Annotated in this window: 12 protein-coding genes; 9 read left to right on the forward strand and 3 right to left on the reverse strand. The window is 50.6% G+C overall.

Annotated elements, in window-relative coordinates:
* Window positions 1-41: 41 nt before the first annotated feature.
* Window positions 42-1,463: an exodeoxyribonuclease I gene (gene sbcB, locus KO1_RS00900; RefSeq protein ID WP_064406807.1), complete on the reverse strand. Its 1,422-nt coding sequence runs from the start codon at window positions 1,461-1,463 to the stop codon at window positions 42-44.
* Window positions 1,464-2,577: 1,114 nt separating this feature from the next.
* Window positions 2,578-3,876, reverse strand: coding sequence for an O-antigen ligase family protein (locus tag KO1_RS00905; RefSeq protein WP_064406808.1), 1,299 nt, complete (start codon window positions 3,874-3,876; stop codon window positions 2,578-2,580).
* A 101-nt stretch (window positions 3,877-3,977) separates the two neighbouring features.
* Between KO1_RS00905 and KO1_RS00910 the strand changes: the two genes are divergently transcribed.
* From KO1_RS00910 to cobS, 8 genes are all read left to right on the forward strand, one after another.
* Entirely contained in the window at window positions 3,978-5,348 is a 1,371-nt protein-coding gene (locus KO1_RS00910; RefSeq protein WP_126468310.1) for a right-handed parallel beta-helix repeat-containing protein, read from the forward strand.
* 500 nt (window positions 5,349-5,848) lie between these two features.
* Complete coding sequence (gene dacD, locus KO1_RS00915; RefSeq protein WP_004113911.1) at window positions 5,849-7,015, forward strand: serine-type D-Ala-D-Ala carboxypeptidase DacD; 1,167 nt, start codon at window positions 5,849-5,851, stop codon at window positions 7,013-7,015.
* 153 nt (window positions 7,016-7,168) lie between these two features.
* The gene (locus tag KO1_RS00920; protein ID WP_024274435.1) at window positions 7,169-8,605 is read left to right on the forward strand and encodes a capsule assembly Wzi family protein; all 1,437 of its coding nucleotides are present in this window, start codon (window positions 7,169-7,171) and stop codon (window positions 8,603-8,605) included.
* Window positions 8,606-8,731: 126 nt separating this feature from the next.
* Window positions 8,732-9,205, forward strand: a complete 474-nt coding sequence (gene sbmC / locus KO1_RS00925; RefSeq protein WP_023321266.1) for a DNA gyrase inhibitor SbmC — start codon at window positions 8,732-8,734, stop codon at window positions 9,203-9,205.
* 96 nt (window positions 9,206-9,301) lie between these two features.
* On the forward strand, window positions 9,302-10,360 hold the full coding sequence (locus KO1_RS00930) for an FUSC family protein (RefSeq protein WP_004103626.1): 1,059 nt from the start codon (window positions 9,302-9,304) through the stop codon (window positions 10,358-10,360).
* 168 nt (window positions 10,361-10,528) lie between these two features.
* On the forward strand, window positions 10,529-10,864 hold the full coding sequence (locus KO1_RS00935; protein WP_004103624.1) for a DUF496 family protein: 336 nt from the start codon (window positions 10,529-10,531) through the stop codon (window positions 10,862-10,864).
* Window positions 10,865-11,052: 188 nt separating this feature from the next.
* The gene (locus KO1_RS26710; RefSeq protein ID WP_071530297.1) at window positions 11,053-11,280 is read left to right on the forward strand and encodes a bifunctional adenosylcobinamide kinase/adenosylcobinamide-phosphate guanylyltransferase; all 228 of its coding nucleotides are present in this window, start codon (window positions 11,053-11,055) and stop codon (window positions 11,278-11,280) included.
* 43 nt (window positions 11,281-11,323) lie between these two features.
* Window positions 11,324-12,064 (forward strand): adenosylcobinamide-GDP ribazoletransferase, encoded by a 741-nt coding sequence (cobS, locus tag KO1_RS00940; protein WP_004103621.1) that lies wholly within the window; start codon window positions 11,324-11,326, stop codon window positions 12,062-12,064.
* A gap of 611 nt (window positions 12,065-12,675) precedes the next feature.
* On the opposite strand, the gene KO1_RS00945 is transcribed toward cobS, so the two are convergent.
* Window positions 12,676-13,785 (reverse strand): adenosylhomocysteinase, encoded by a 1,110-nt coding sequence (locus KO1_RS00945; RefSeq protein WP_047720885.1) that lies wholly within the window; start codon window positions 13,783-13,785, stop codon window positions 12,676-12,678.
* 186 nt (window positions 13,786-13,971) lie between these two features.
* Between KO1_RS00945 and KO1_RS00950 the strand changes: the two genes are divergently transcribed.
* Complete coding sequence (locus KO1_RS00950; RefSeq protein WP_064406809.1) at window positions 13,972-14,709, forward strand: HPP family protein; 738 nt, start codon at window positions 13,972-13,974, stop codon at window positions 14,707-14,709.
* The last annotated feature ends 166 nt before the right edge of the window (window positions 14,710-14,875 follow it).

Raw genomic sequence — 14,875 nt, forward strand, 5'->3', positions numbered from 1 at the left:
CCCGGGTAAGGCGTTAGCCGCAACCCGGGAATTTCTTCCAGTCAAACAATATCCTGCGCGTACTGCCACAGCGCCTTCAGCTGCGCCAGCTTCTCTTTATCATCCGCATATTGCTGATACAGCATCTGTAGCTCATCGGCGTAGGCCTGCAAAAACTCTGGCGTAAACACCTGGCGACGGTGCTCCAACCAGCGCTGCTGCTCGGCTTCATCCAGCGTGCCCGGGTAATTGCGCGCGCGATAGTTGAACAGTAGACGCTCAATACGCTTGTCGGCAAAGGTAATGTCCAGCGCCGGCAGATTGCGCGGCTCCGTCTCGAGTACGATTTTCATCGCCGCGCGGTCGGCATCGCTGAAAAAGCCGTTATACAACTGCGTATCGACGTTATCGGACGGCACAAACGGCTCCGCTTCGGCAAAAATCGCCACCGCTTTCTCGCGCACCTGCGGATTGGCCCGCAGCCGCTGGGCGTTCTCCAGACTGCGCTGGATATTGATGCCCAATCGGTCAGCATCCTGCGGGCGCAGGGTATTTTGCTGCGCCAGCACCGGGCACTTATTGAGGTGGACCAGCTTGATCGGCACCGCAGCCAGATCGCCCAACTCGCTTTTCGGCGTATACAGCCGTTCGCGCAGGGCATCGGCATCCAGATCCAGCAGAGGGGCGATATCACCGGCCAGGTCGACCATAATCACCGCGTTACGGTTATCCGGGTGCCACGCCAGCGGGGCGACCAGGCTGGTGTTGCCGCGCGCCGCGCCGAACATACCGGAAACATGCACCAGCGGCTTGATCTGCGGCACGTCAATCAGCGTCGCCAGCTTGCGCTTGTTGCGGTGGGCGTAAAGATAGTCGAACAGGCGCGGCTGCTGAGTCTTCACCAGCTTTGCCATCGCGATAGTGGCGTAAACGTCGGCCATCGCGTCGTGGGCGTTGCTGTGTTCGATGCCGTTAGCGACGGTCAGATGCTCCAGCCGGAAGCTCGGTAAGCCCTCATCATTTTCCGGCCAGTTGATCCCCTCGGGGCGCAGCGCATAGCAGGCGCGCATCACGTCCAGCAGATCCCAGCGGGAGTTGTCATGCTGCCAGCTCCAGGCGTAAGGATCGTAAAAATTGCGATAGAAGATATTGCGCGTGACTTCATCATCGAAGCGCACGTTGTTGTAGCCGACGATGCAGGTTTTCGGCACCGTGAACAGATCGTGAACGCGGCGGGCAAACGCGGCTTCGTTGTCGCCTTTGGCATTGGCCTCCTGCGGCGTTATCCCGGTGACCATTACCGCCTGCGGCTGCGGCAGATAGTCGTCGGAGAGCCTGCAGTAGAACACTTCAGGTTCGCCGACGACATTCAGGTCTTCATCGGTACGGATGGCGGCAAACTGCGACGGCCGGTCGAGCGAAGGGCTGGTGCCGAAGGTCTCGTAATCGTGAAAAAGGAAAAAATGTTTTTTACCATCTGTCATTGTCTAGTCTTGCCTTGTCAATTAAATCGTTGTTTTTTTGTTGATAATCAATTAGTTAAGATGGTGTTTTTTCTATGGTTGGAGAAATATAGCAGTTTCCTGTTGTTAAGGTGAACCTTGAAAAAAGTAATAAATATTAAACCTTGAGGATACCAAATTTATCAAAATTATCATAGCTATGAGCTTGAACTTAACCAAACTGTCTACTATTTATAGTAAACCATTTCTTGCTCGAATAAGTAGTTTATATGTATAAATTTCGTGCGAAAATATCCAAACTTAATTTATAAAAGTATTGTATAAATATTGATGAAATAGATATTTTTGCCATCAAGAAGTTATGCTTTAAATCTGGTAAAATAGGAAAAAAGGATGTATAAACCTATAGCTTAGAATTTTTCTAGGCTAAGATTTTTATATATTGGGAAAAGTGTGGCTATTTTATAATTAAATTTCCGAAATGCAATTTAAGGGTTTTAAACTTAACATGGTTTTATCACACCAGAACTGAGAACATCTAAATAGGCACGAACTTATTAGTAAGTTAATACTATGATCCAATCTGCCAAAACGATCAGAAGTTATATTTTAGTATACGAGAACTGATGGAAATATATTGGCTAAATAACAGAATGGTTTGCTTGGTAAATTATAAAGGTTATGTTTAAGCATTTGTAATGCCGATTTCCTCTCTAAGTAAAAAAGTAGGAAGTTATAGATAGGGGTACTTCGATGATCTCTCAATTTTTCAGTATTTTTTACCATAGTAACTGTTTTAAATTAACTGTTTTATAGAGGCTCATGTCTGTGCTCAGGAGGAAAGTAATAGCAACTGTTATTGTTCATGAACACAATAAGTTTAGAAATAAATACTGGTGCTAAGGTGGTTGCTAAAGGGGAAACCCTGTAAAGGCATTGGATGTAAATGGGATTTGAATGGAAATGGTCCTCTCCTACGTCAAAGAGAACTGGCATCATGTGCCTTACCTAACTTAGTAGGTCACCCTTCAGAATTATTTTTAATAAAGAAAAGAGTGTAAGGTTAAATTCAAAATGCTCTGTTGTTATTTATTGGAATAATATGAGGCCGCTAGGTTTAGCGGCCAGTCTTGTTTTAGCGAGGAACAGTTAGTGTCATATTTTTTAAATTCTTCTTTTCCATTGTATCTTCGTTATCAATTTCTTTTTTTGATAGTGAACCACTCACGTATGTGTAAGCGAACACCATACTGAAACAGAATGAAGTGGTAAAGAGGTGAATGCTGGATAGAGTATATGAAGTGAAACCCCACATGACCATAATCATCAAAATCAAAAATTTGTTTCTGTTTTTTGACGTGATGGAAACAAATGAAATCCATACAAAAGAAAATACAAAACATGCAAATGAAAATATTCCATATGCTGCTAGAGTTAACTTAAATTCATTTTCTATATATGCTTGGCCGCCAACACCAAACAATCTAAATAAAGTGTTTCTTTCCATGATGTTGTTAATCATTTCATATTGAACAACTCTCATTTGTAAAGTATCTAAGTCTCCAACATTAGCAGTCAATTCAGGATTCAAAATCTGGTTTATTTTGTTATTGGCAATAAACAGCATTTCTGTAAAAAATTGGGGGTTTGAGTAATATTGTTGTATAACAACAGCGGCAACTAGTGGCACGATGAAGATAAAATAGCTGGTCGTTTTACCTGGCTTCTTAACAAAGGCTGCCATAGCCAAAACGGCCATAGTTACCATGGCTGTACCTGTATTCTGTGCGATAATACCAATTAAAAGGCAAGCCATCTTCAGGTTGAATACCATTTTGCTTCTTTGTGGAACCAAAAATATCAGGCAAAAGATTGCAAAGCAAATCATTTGTCCATCCATTGTGGGATAGCCAACTCCCATACGTCCCCAATCTCTAAATTTTTCAACAAACAGCGGGAAGCCATATAGATAGATTGGTATAGTTATGACCGAATAAAATGCAGCGAGATTAATTAACATCTCTAGTCCCTTCGTCATTTTGTCTAAATTTTTCCGAGCAAAGCAAATTAATGACAAAAATAACAAAGAAAATATTATGTGTTTGTATATGGCTGAATATTTATTTTCAAATATTAAAATATTGCCTATTTTGTAATCAGCAATGTTGTTAAACAAAGTGATGGGAATATTTACAATAGCCAATAATGAAATGCATAGGAATGGTATGGCAATCCTAAAATCCCTTTTCTTACAAGCAATTAACATTGGAGCACAGCAAATGATAAACAGATTCAGTGCCAACTCTCGAAACGGAGATACTAATCCAGAAATGATCATGTTACTACGCATGCCGTCAAAAACAACAAAGAAAACAAGGAAGTAGAACAACCATCCTTGAATATCACCCAATTTTATTTTCATTTCAGAACTCATGAGATTCCCATTTAACGTAGCATGCAATATATGTAAAGTATGATGGCATATCAAGTTGTATGTTCTTGCAACATGCGATGACCTAATCTGAAGAGGTAGCGATGAAAAATTTTACAAGGCGTGAAGTACTCATTCGTTTAGCCGCAGGAGCGGTTGGAGCATCTATGCCTGTGAAAGTTGCTTTCGGAGGTAATAAAGACCAGAACTGGTTGTTATCACTGGATGCATCAGGTTCGCAAATTGATGGCGAGGGGGCTACTATCCTTGTTTCAAAGCCTCTTACGCTTAGGGCTGGTCACTTTTCAAACATAGCCTTCTCTCCTGCGAAAGGATACTCCGGGCCTGGCCCAATATTCATGGCAAGAGACGGCTTTGTTATACATGACAACGTCCAAGTGACTGGCTTTACTGGCCCAGGATGTAAGATTTTAAGTATAAAAGAACGAGGTAATTCGTTTATAGCTATCGGTAAATGTTCTTATAGCAACAATGGTGCTTTGAAACGAACAGAGCTCACAGCTTCTGCTGACTTAAGATTTGTTTCCTCAGTAAGTGTAAAAGATGCCTCTTTGTTCAATTCAGGCGACTATATATGGATTGGTGATGGGAAGTTTAAAATCGATAATATATCTGGAGATAAAATTAATCTTGTTCGTGGTGATCTTCCGAATATAATTAGCCCTAAAGTATTTAGTGGGGCATATGATAAGTGCTCTTTAGGGCAGTTTGTGACAATCGATTCAGACGATAAAAATGGAATCAGGATTGGTGATGGTGGGTATAGCTGGAATATTGATACATCACAAGCTGAAATAGAGTGCAGTAATAATGCGTGGTTTGGTATGTTTCATTATTGTAAAAAATATTTCGGGAAGCAACTGGTTGAAAATATAACCTCTATTGGTAACGGATATTGCAATATAGGTATGGGTTATATGAACTCTGGTACAATCAAAAATTGCATATCACGTGACGCAGGTAATAACTGTATAGATATTTTTGAGAGCAGGAGTGATGTTGATGTTACGGGTAATATTGTATCTGGTGCCGGAGTAGATGGTATTTTTGTCGGTGGCAATGGAGAGACGGCAAGGGTATATGACAACCAGGTGACTGACTGCCGTAGAATTGGGGTGCTAATTAATGCTAGAAAAAACCCCATCCAGTTAGTTTTTGTTAAAAATAATATAATAAAGAACATGGGTATGAATTCTTTAACTCTGACAGGTGTGGAGGGTGGTGTAGTTGAGAGCAATACCTTGGATGGTAGCAGCTTAAGGCAGGCAATCTATTTAGAGCAAAGAAAAGGACTTGCTCTTTCAGGAGAGTTAATTATAAGGGATAACTTTATTTCTAATTCTGTGCTTGGTGATATATCAACAAACTACCCTAGCTATGGAAAAAATAATAAGGCAAAAATTATGATACAATCAACTAAGAGGCTTGCTATTACAGGAATAGAGGGGTATTAAATCACATATAAGCTGAGTGGCTGCAATAAACAGTGGTCTCTCAGTTCTAGTCTGAATGAGATTGTTAATCTCAAACCTTTTGTGTTAGATAATTTCTTCGGCATTATTTACTATGAGGTTTGTATGTTAAAAATATGGCCTATCTTTTGATAACGAGGGATGAATTCTTCTAAAAGGTGGCCATGTGGTACAGTTCTATTGAAATATACGATTTCGATGAAAAACTTTAAGAGTTTATGCTAAATTATAGGGTGAAGCCATTGAATGGTAAGCAACTGTACGTGAAACAAAAATCCGGGCTGGTTGGCGCTATCTTGCATAATCTGTTCATTATCCCTGGTGGCGAGCAGCCATCATGGTAAACGATTTGCCGGGCCATCAGAAGGGTATCGGCCTTACCTGACACCGCCAGTGTCATATTTTCTTGCAATTAAACCCTGATATGAAACGAGAAGTTCCGTAAAAAGGACGGCGAATCTGTCAATTTAGAGGATATGCCGTTGAAAGGCCGTTTGTTTATTGCTGTATCTTTGCTCGCTGCGAGCGTTTCCTGCGCATTTGCCGCCAATGAATTTCCCGTCAACGTGACGCCGCCTTCCATTCAGGCCGGTTCCTGGGTGCTGATGGATTACACCACCGGCCAGGTCCTTACCGCCGGTAACGAGCATCAGCAGCGCAATCCCGCCAGCCTGACCAAACTGATGACCGGCTATGTGGTCGATCGCGCCATCGACAGCCACCGCATCACCTTTGACGACATCGTCACCGTCGGTAAAGACGCCTGGGCGCAGGGCAATCCGGTCTTTAAGGGATCTTCCCTGATGTTTCTTAAGCCCGGCGATCGGGTTAGCGTACGCGACTTGAGCCGCGGGCTCATCGTTGACTCCGGCAACGATGCCTGCGTGGCGCTGGCGGATTATGTTGCCGGCGGCCAGCCGCAGTTTGTCGCGCTGATGAACAGCTATGTGGACAAACTGCATTTACAGGATACCCATTTTGAAACCGTTCACGGCCTCGACGCGCCGGGGCAGCATAGCTCAGCCTACGATCTGGCGGTACTCTCGCGGGCGATTATTCACGGCGAGCCGGACGTTTATCATATGTACAGCCAGAAGAGTCTGACGTGGAACGGCATTACCCAGCAGAACCGCAATGGTCTGCTGTGGGATAAAACTATGAACGTTGATGGTCTGAAAACCGGCCATACCTCCGGCGCCGGCTTCAATCTGATTGCCTCCGCGGTGGACGGCCAGCGCCGGCTGATTGCGGTAGTCATGGGGGCCGACAGCCCGAAAGGGCGTGAACAGCAGGCGGCGAAGCTGCTGCACTGGGGCCAGCAAAACTTCGATACCGTCCAGGTCCTGCAGGACGGCAAGCAGGTCGGCGTTGAGCGTATCTGGTATGGCGATAAAGAGCAGATTAGGCTGGGGACCGATCAGGACTTCTGGTTAGCGCTGCCGAAATCGGAAGTCTCGCGCATTAAGGCGAAATATGTGCTGGATAAAAAAGTGCTGGAAGCGCCGATTGCCGCCCACCAGCGGGTCGGTGAAATCTCTCTTTATGATGGCGATAAAGTCGTTGCCCACTGGCCGCTGGTGACGCTGGAAAGCGTCGGCAAGGGCGGCATGCTGTCGCGCTTTAGCGATTATCTGCATCAAAAACTGTAACTTCTCCGCCGCTCCGCCCGGAGCGGCATCTCGTAGCTGTTTGATTATTATGCTGCTTCGGTTGGCGCTTTGTTTAGTGTCCATCCCTTACCTTACCCGGTCACCATTCAGGAAATCCCCTGGCGCTTGTGCGCCCAAAATGGAGCTGGGAAGATGAAATACTTTGCGCGTAGTGCGCTTTCTCTGGGACTTTTCGCCGTTTTTAGCACCTCTGGTTTTGCCTCTGGCCTTGTTCTGGCCGATAACGAATTCCGCAATGATTTAGCCTGGTTATCCGACCGCGGAACCCTCTCTTTAAGTTTGTCCACCTGGCCTTTGAGCGAAGAAGAGATTAACCGTGCGCTGGCCAATTCCCATCCGACAACATCCGCCGAGCGGGTGGTTCTGAGTCGGGTAAATCAGCGTTTAAGGGCGCTCAAAGCCGACGTGCGCGTTACCGGTTACAGTTCCACTGATAAGCCGGGAACTCCGCAGGGGTTTGCCCAGTCTTATCCTGCTGACCAGTCGCTTTCTCTCGCCCTGAACAACAGCGGTGAATGGTGGGATCTGCATCTACAGGGCAATGTTGAAGGCGACAAACGCATCGACAACGGCTCCAGCGTAAACGCCAACGGCGCATACGGCGCGGTAAAACTGTGGAACCAGTGGCTGGCGTTCGGGCAAATCCCGCAGTGGTGGGGACCGGGTTATGAAGGGAGTTTGATTCGCTCCGATGCCGCGCGTCCCATGACCGGTTTTCTGCTGCAGCGTGCAGAACAGCGGGCGCCGGAAACCTCATGGCTAAGCTGGATTGGCCCGTGGCAGTATCAACTTTCCGCCAGCCAGATGAACCAGTACGCCGCCGTACCGCATACCAAAATCTTCGGCGGTCGCCTGACGTTTTCGCCCATCTCCTCGCTGGAACTGGGCGCTTCGCGCGTTATGCAGTGGGGCGGCGAAGGGCGACCTTCATCATTCAGCAGCTTCTGGGACGGCCTGACCGGCAATGATAACACCGGTGAATCGGCCGACGATCCCGGCAATCAGCTGGCCGGTTTTGATTTCAAGCTGAAGCTGGCGCCAACCTTGGGCTGGCCGGTGAGCATTTACGGCCAGATGATCGGCGAGGATGAAGCCGGATACTTGCCCTCGGCGCACCTCTACCTTGGCGGCGTGGAAGGGCACCATCAGTGGAACAGCAATGCGGTTAACTGGTATCTGGAAGCCCACGATACCCGCTCGAATATGGGACGCACCAACTATATCTATAACCACTTTATCTATAAAGATGGCTACTATCAGCAGGGCTACCCGCTGGGCGATGCGATGGGCGGCGATGGACGCCTGTATGCCGGTAAGGTGGAGCTGGTCACCGAAGAAAATCAGCGCTGGAGCGCGCGCCTGGTCTACGCGGAAGTCAATCCGAAGAACCAACGAATCAATAAAGCCTTCCCGCACGCCGACACGCTGAAGGGCGTACAGCTGGGCTGGAGCGGCGATGTCATGCCGACGGTTCGCCTGAATACCTCCATGTGGTACACCGATGCAAACCACAGCGCCAGCGACGATGTTGGGGCCAGCATCGGCATTGAACTGCCGTTCAGTTTATAACCCGCAGGTGGCGTTTTTTTAATCTTCTTGCCGCGCGGATTTGTGAATTACCGCACATACTATGGGTGATTGTACTGTTAGATTTTATGTATATACATACAGTATTTTATCAACAGTGGAGGCAACATGGACTATAACGTTAAATCCGTAGGCAAGAAGAAAATTGCCGGTTTTCATCTGGTCGGCCCCTGGGAACAGACGGTTAAACAGGGGTTTGAACAGCTGATGATGTGGGTCGACAACAGCCAGGTTCCGGCGCAGGAGTGGGTGGCCGTTTACTACGACAATCCAGACGAAGTCCCGGCGGAAAAGCTGCGCTGCGACACCGCCGTCACGGTGGCGGAAGACTATCAGATCCCTGAAGGAAGTGAAGGCGTGATGATGACCGAAATCGCCGGCGGCGAGTATGCCGTTGCCCGCGCCAGAGTCGAGAATTTCGATTTTGCGACTCCGTGGTATCAGTTCTTCGAAAGTCTGATGCAAAGCACAGAGCATCAGATGGCGATGAAGCCCTGTTTTGAAGTCTACCTTAACGATGGTAACCAGGACGGCTACTGGGACATTGATATGTATATCGCGGTTGAACCCGTAGTGAAGTGAACTTATCCCTTTAATTGACAAGGTTTCTTTCATTCGCGTGATGCTTGCGGCGAAAAAGCAGTTACAATTGCCCTTTTCGTTGTGTCGGAGTCGGTTGTGCGCGCGGATAAATCACTTAAGCCATTTGAAATTCGGCTGTATCGCCATTACCGCATCGTCCATGGCGTGCGAATAGCATTGGCCTTTGTGCTCACCTTTGTGCTGGTGCGCCTGCTTAACGTGCCGGAAGGTACCTGGCCTCTCATCACCCTGGTGGTGGTGATGGGGCCTATCTCCTTCTGGGGAAACGTCGTCCCGCGCGCGTTTGAGCGTATCGGCGGCACGATCCTCGGCTCGGCGCTCGGGCTGGTGGCGCTCAAGCTGGAACTTATCTCTCTGCCCATTATGCTGCTGTGGTGCGCGGTGGCGATGTTCCTCTGCGGCTGGCTGGCGTTGGGTAAAAAGCCCTACCAGGCGCTGTTGATCGGCATCACGCTGGCGGTGGTGGTCGGCGCGCCGCCGGGCGATATGACGACCGCGCTATGGCGAAGCGGCGACGTTATCTTTGGCTCCCTGCTGGCTATGCTGTTTACCGGTATCTGGCCGCAGCGGGCTTTCCTGCACTGGCGCATCCAGATGGCCAGCTACGTCACCGCCTTCAACCGTCTGTATCAGGCGGGTTTCTCGCCGAACCTCGTCGAGCGTCCGCGTCTGGAAAAGCATATGCAGAAGGTGCTTAACGATGTGGTCAAAATGCGCGGATTAATTACGCCCGCCAGCAAAGAGACGCATATCCAGAAGGCCATCTTTGAAGCGATCCAGACCGTTAGCCGTAATCTGGTGTGCATGCTGGAGCTGCAAATCAACGCCTACTGGGCATCGCGTCCCGGCCATTTTGTTATGCTGAATGCCCATACGCTGCGCGAAACGCAGCAAATGACCCAGCAGACGTTGCTGACTATCGCCCATGCATTGTATGAGGGCAATCCACAGCCGATTCTTGCTAACAATGAAAAGCTCAACGAAATTGTGGCCGAGCTGCGCCAGCTCATCAAAGAGCAGCAGGACGACAATTTCTCTGAAACGCCAATCCATGGTTATGTCTGGCTAACCATTGAACTGGCCCGGCAGCTTGAGCTGCTGTCGCATTTAATCTGCCGGGCGTTGCGTAAATAAAGACCAGATACGCGCGGTTTGCCCATCGCTTGCTTCGATTCAGCAGCGTTTAGGGTTATGATAAAGGCAAAGGAAAAAACATTGTCATCAGCGGCTGCTAACAGTTATGTTAGCCCTATGTAGCAGTCGCTTTAGCGAATCCGAATCTCAAATATTAGGGGTGTAAAAATGGAAACAACTAAGCCTTCTTTCCAGGACGTACTGGAGTTTGTTCGCCTGTATCGTCGTAAGAATAAACTGCAGCGTGAAATTCAGGACGTTGAGAAAAAGATCCGTGATAACCAGAAGCGCGTACTGCTGCTGGACAACCTGAGCGACTACATCAAGCCGGGCATGAGCGTTGAAGCTATCCAGGGCATCATTGCCAGCATGAAGAGCGATTACGAAGATCGCGTTGACGACTACATCATTAAAAACGCCGAGATCTCCAAAGAACGTCGCGATATCTCTAAAAAGCTGAAAGCAATGGGCGAAGCGAAAGTAGAAGATAAATCTGCCGAGTAATCTCGTTTGCGTGCTCCGGCGGCTCTCGCTGCCGGAGTGATTCCTCCTCTTGCGTCATCTCGCATTCCTTAGCAAAACAGCCTCTGTAACGCTGAACCTTTCCCCAGGAATTTGGTATACTTCCGCCGTAAACATATTGATATCGGAAGGTTTTATCTCATGCTGTCCCTGCAACAGGTGCCGCCGCGATGATACTGATGACCGGCGACGCGCTTAGCGGCCTACGCCGTGATGCCCAATCTCTACTCAACTCTTTCGTTTCGGCGATCTATATCGCTACCTCCCGGATATCCGATAACCAAATAGCTGCACGCATTCAACATCACCGCGATACCCGGCTGGCTCACTGGCGGCTGGAAGAGCGTCCACGCAGCAGCTACGCAGATAAGTCAGGTTACGGTCGGCGGCGGCGGTGAATAACCGCTGGTCGCAAGGTTTAACGACAGGAGTCATCTTTCCATGATTAAGTCATTTTTTGCCGCATTATCGTTTATCAGCCGCTTGCCGGTCCCGGCGCGTTTGTCTCAGGGGCTGGAAATTGAACAATATCAACGCAGTATCGTTACTTTCCCCTTTGTTGGCCTGCTGCTGGGAGCGATCGCGGGGGTTGTCGTGATATTGCTCCAGCCCTGGTGCGGCGGCCCGCTTGCCGCGCTGCTCGGCGTGCTGGCGCTGGCGCTGTTGACCGGCGGCTTCCATCTGGATGGGCTGGCGGATACCTGTGATGGCATTTTCTCTGCCCGCCGCCGCGAGCGGATGCTGGAGATTATGCGCGACAGTCGGTTGGGCACTCACGGCGGGCTGGCGCTGATTTTTGTGCTGATTGCAAAAGTGCTGGTGGTCAGCGAGGTCACGCTGCGCGGTACGTCTGCGGTTGCCGCCCTGGCGGCCGCCTGCGCCGTGGCCCGCGGTATGGCGGTGCTGCTGATGTACCGTCAGCACTACGCGCGCGAAGAGGGGCTGGGCAATCTGTTTATCGGTAAAATCTCGCTGCAACAGACGCTGATCGCCATGGGGATCGCTCTGGCGCTGGCGACGCTGCTGCTCGGCGTTAACGGTCTGCGCGCAGCGCTTATCACGCTGGTGCTGGTCTGGGCGCTAGGCCAGGCGCTGAAGCGTACTCTGGGCGGGCAAACCGGCGACACTTTAGGCGCGGCGATTGAGCTCGGTGAAGTCATATTTTTGCTGGCCCTGCTGTAAGATTTGCTTTCTTCCCGGTGGCGCTGCGCTGACCGGGCTACGGGTTAACAGCAGTCTGCGGACTGGTAACCCGGACAAGGCGCATCGTGCCGCCTGCGGAGGATGTGCTGAGGTGAGGGATCGGCATGATTTCTTCCCGGTGGCGCTGCGCTGACCGGGCTACGGGTTAACAGCAGTCTGCGGGCCGGTAGCCCGGACAGGCGCATCGCGCCGCCTGCGGAGGATGTGCTGAGGTGAGGGAGCGGCGTGGCTTCTTGCCGGTGGCGCTGCGCTTAGCCGGGCTACAAGTCCACCGCTGTCTGCGGACCGGTAACCCGGACAAGGCGCATCGCGCCGCCTGCGGGGAATGTGCTGAGGTGAGGGATCGGCATGATTTCTTCCCGGCTCGCGCTGCGCTTAGCCGGGCTACAAGTCCACCGCAGTCTGCGGGCAGGTAACCCGGACAAGGCGCATCGCGCCGCCTGCGGAGGATGTGCTTAGGTGAGGGAGCGGCGTGGCTTCTTCCCGGTGGCGCTGCGCTTAGCCGGGCTACAAGTTCACCGCTGTCTGCGGACCGGTAGCCCGGACAGGCGCAGCGCGCCGCCTCCGGGAAAATTACTCAGCGCATGTGCTTAGAGCGCTTTTTGCCATACGCTTTGCGGCAGCAGATAAACGTCTGCCGGCGCCGTCATGCCGTCGGTCACAATATGCTGGATGCCGCTGGCCATCACCGCCAGGGTGACGTCAAAGGCGTTCAGGCTATCGCCAAAACCCGCGGTCAGGTTGAGCATTGAACCGTTCGCCATCAGATAGATCGTTTTCTGGCCCATCCGGTAAGCGTTGATATAGGGCATGACCTCTTCCTGGCTGAACTGGCGCAGGTACTCGCAATCAATCTCTTCCGCCACGTGACCCACGTTGAGGATAAACACTCCATCTTTGCATTTATCAAGCGCCTGGCTGTTAACGACTTTTTTGCCGCCGGTAGCCGTGGCCACCACGTCCGCCGAAGCTATCGCCTCCTGTAGTTCAACAACGTGCCAGCCGTCGTAGGCAGCCTGTAATCTTCGTGCCGGGTCGATTTCCGCCACCATGACCTGGCCGCCGAAGGCCTTCGCCGCCACCGCAACCCCCTGGCCGACCAGACCATAGCCGATGACCATTACTTTTTTCTCATGCAGGGTCAGGTGGGTCGTCTGGAAGAAGGTATGCCACGCGGTCAGGCCGACCATATGACGGTTATGCAGACCTTCCTTAACCGGCAAATCATCCCAGTTAAAAATCGGATAGCCGGGCCGAATATCGCCGAGGCGGCTAACGCCAGAGCCTGTCGCTTCAAGCCCGGCGACAACATTGCCGAACTCCCCACGCTGATGCAGTAGGGTTGTTATATCCGCGCCCATTTCGCACAGATGCGTCGGCTGCCAGGCAATCGCTTTTTCCCACGATTGCTGCCAGTCGGCATCGCTCATATCACGCCATGCGCAAGCCTCAGCGCCGCGCTCCACCAGCCAGGCGACCACATCATCCTGCACCGTGGTTGGGTTACAGGTGGTCAGGAAAACCTTCGCCCCTTTTTCCAGAATTCCCTGCACCAGTGGGATCATTTTCATATCCAGGTGCATACAGCAGGCCAGACGAACCTGGCTGAGGTCGGGCAGGGCGGCGACCTGGCGCAGCGTACGCGGCATATTCTGGCTGGCCCATGCGATTTCTTTCTCTAATTTTATCTTGTTATTCAACGTATTTGACCTTCAATCCATAGAGTACTGATACCCAGACGTGAGGGCGATTTTAGCGTAGCGCGCGCCTTTTTTACATTCACAAAATGAATAACGAAAAGCCACGATAAAGGCGTGGTTGTTAAAACAAGGTTAAAAAAAGAAAATGAAACATAAGTTCTTAATATGATGTAAGCGAGCTGCACAATGTTAAGCGTTTTACCCGGATCGCTGTTTTCACGGATCCGCATTTTCCTTGGCCGCCTTAAGCCGCACGCGTTACCGGTCGCCAGAAAACATATCGTTCTGGCGTCAATAGGCGCCGGGACGGGGCTGGCGGTCACCAGTATGTTTAGTCACTGGCTATTAGGCGAGGTCAATATCTGGTTTATCGCCCCGATGGGCGCGTCGGCGGTGTTGCTGTTTGGCGTGCCGAGCAGTCCACTGGCCCAACCGTGGTCGATAGTCGGCGGTAATGTCCTTTCAGCGCTGATTGGCGTGACCGTGGGAATCGCCATCCCTAACCTGGCCCTGGCCTGCGGCGTGGCGGCAGGGTTGGCGATCGCCGGCATGTATTTCCTGCGCTGCCTGCATCCGCCGGGCGGCGCGGTGGCGTTAACGGCGATCCTCGGCGGGGCGGGGATACAGAGCGAAGGCTATCACTTTGTTCTGACTCCGGTGTTACTCAACTCATTGATGCTGGCGATGCTGGCCATTGTTTTTAATAACCTGGTCGGACGGCGCTACCCGCATCCGCTGGCGGCGGAGGAAGTGAAGGCGAAAGCGGAGGCGGTGCCGCTGGGCATATCCGTGACGCGCGAAGATATTCATGTGGCCCTGCTGGACGGTCAGTTTCTCGACATTGATGAAGACGACGTGCAGGAGCTGCTGGAAAATATTGAACAAAAAGCCAGACAGCGTATCGCCAGCGCCCAGCGATCCTGACGACCCTGGCTCTCTGGGGAACGCGGATTAATCCACGGGTTCCCCTTCGTATAGCCTTCCTCCCCAGCCATTAGCCTGAACCACGCATTTTGCTCCCCCCGAAAGCGACAAGCTCTGCGGATCGTGACTGCGATCGACAAAATTGGCCATTCAATGAGCAAAAAGT

Origin of the sequence: Klebsiella oxytoca NBRC 105695, from assembly GCF_001598695.1 — a bacterium.
In the GTDB taxonomy this organism is placed as follows: domain Bacteria; phylum Pseudomonadota; class Gammaproteobacteria; order Enterobacterales; family Enterobacteriaceae; genus Klebsiella; species Klebsiella oxytoca.

Coding starts and splice junctions, on each gene's coding strand:
- sbcB (WP_064406807.1), bottom strand. CDS start 1,463: ATGACAGATGGTAAAAAACATTTTTTCCTTTTTCACGATTACGAGACC.
- KO1_RS00905 (WP_064406808.1), bottom strand. CDS start 3,876: ATGAGTTCTGAAATGAAAATAAAATTGGGTGATATTCAAGGATGGTTG.
- KO1_RS00910 (WP_126468310.1), top strand. CDS start 3,978: ATGAAAAATTTTACAAGGCGTGAAGTACTCATTCGTTTAGCCGCAGGA.
- KO1_RS00920 (WP_024274435.1), top strand. CDS start 7,169: ATGAAATACTTTGCGCGTAGTGCGCTTTCTCTGGGACTTTTCGCCGTT.
- sbmC (WP_023321266.1), top strand. CDS start 8,732: ATGGACTATAACGTTAAATCCGTAGGCAAGAAGAAAATTGCCGGTTTT.
- KO1_RS00935 (WP_004103624.1), top strand. CDS start 10,529: ATGGAAACAACTAAGCCTTCTTTCCAGGACGTACTGGAGTTTGTTCGC.
- KO1_RS26710 (WP_071530297.1), top strand. CDS start 11,053: ATGATACTGATGACCGGCGACGCGCTTAGCGGCCTACGCCGTGATGCC.
- cobS (WP_004103621.1), top strand. CDS start 11,324: ATGATTAAGTCATTTTTTGCCGCATTATCGTTTATCAGCCGCTTGCCG.
- KO1_RS00950 (WP_064406809.1), top strand. CDS start 13,972: ATGTTAAGCGTTTTACCCGGATCGCTGTTTTCACGGATCCGCATTTTC.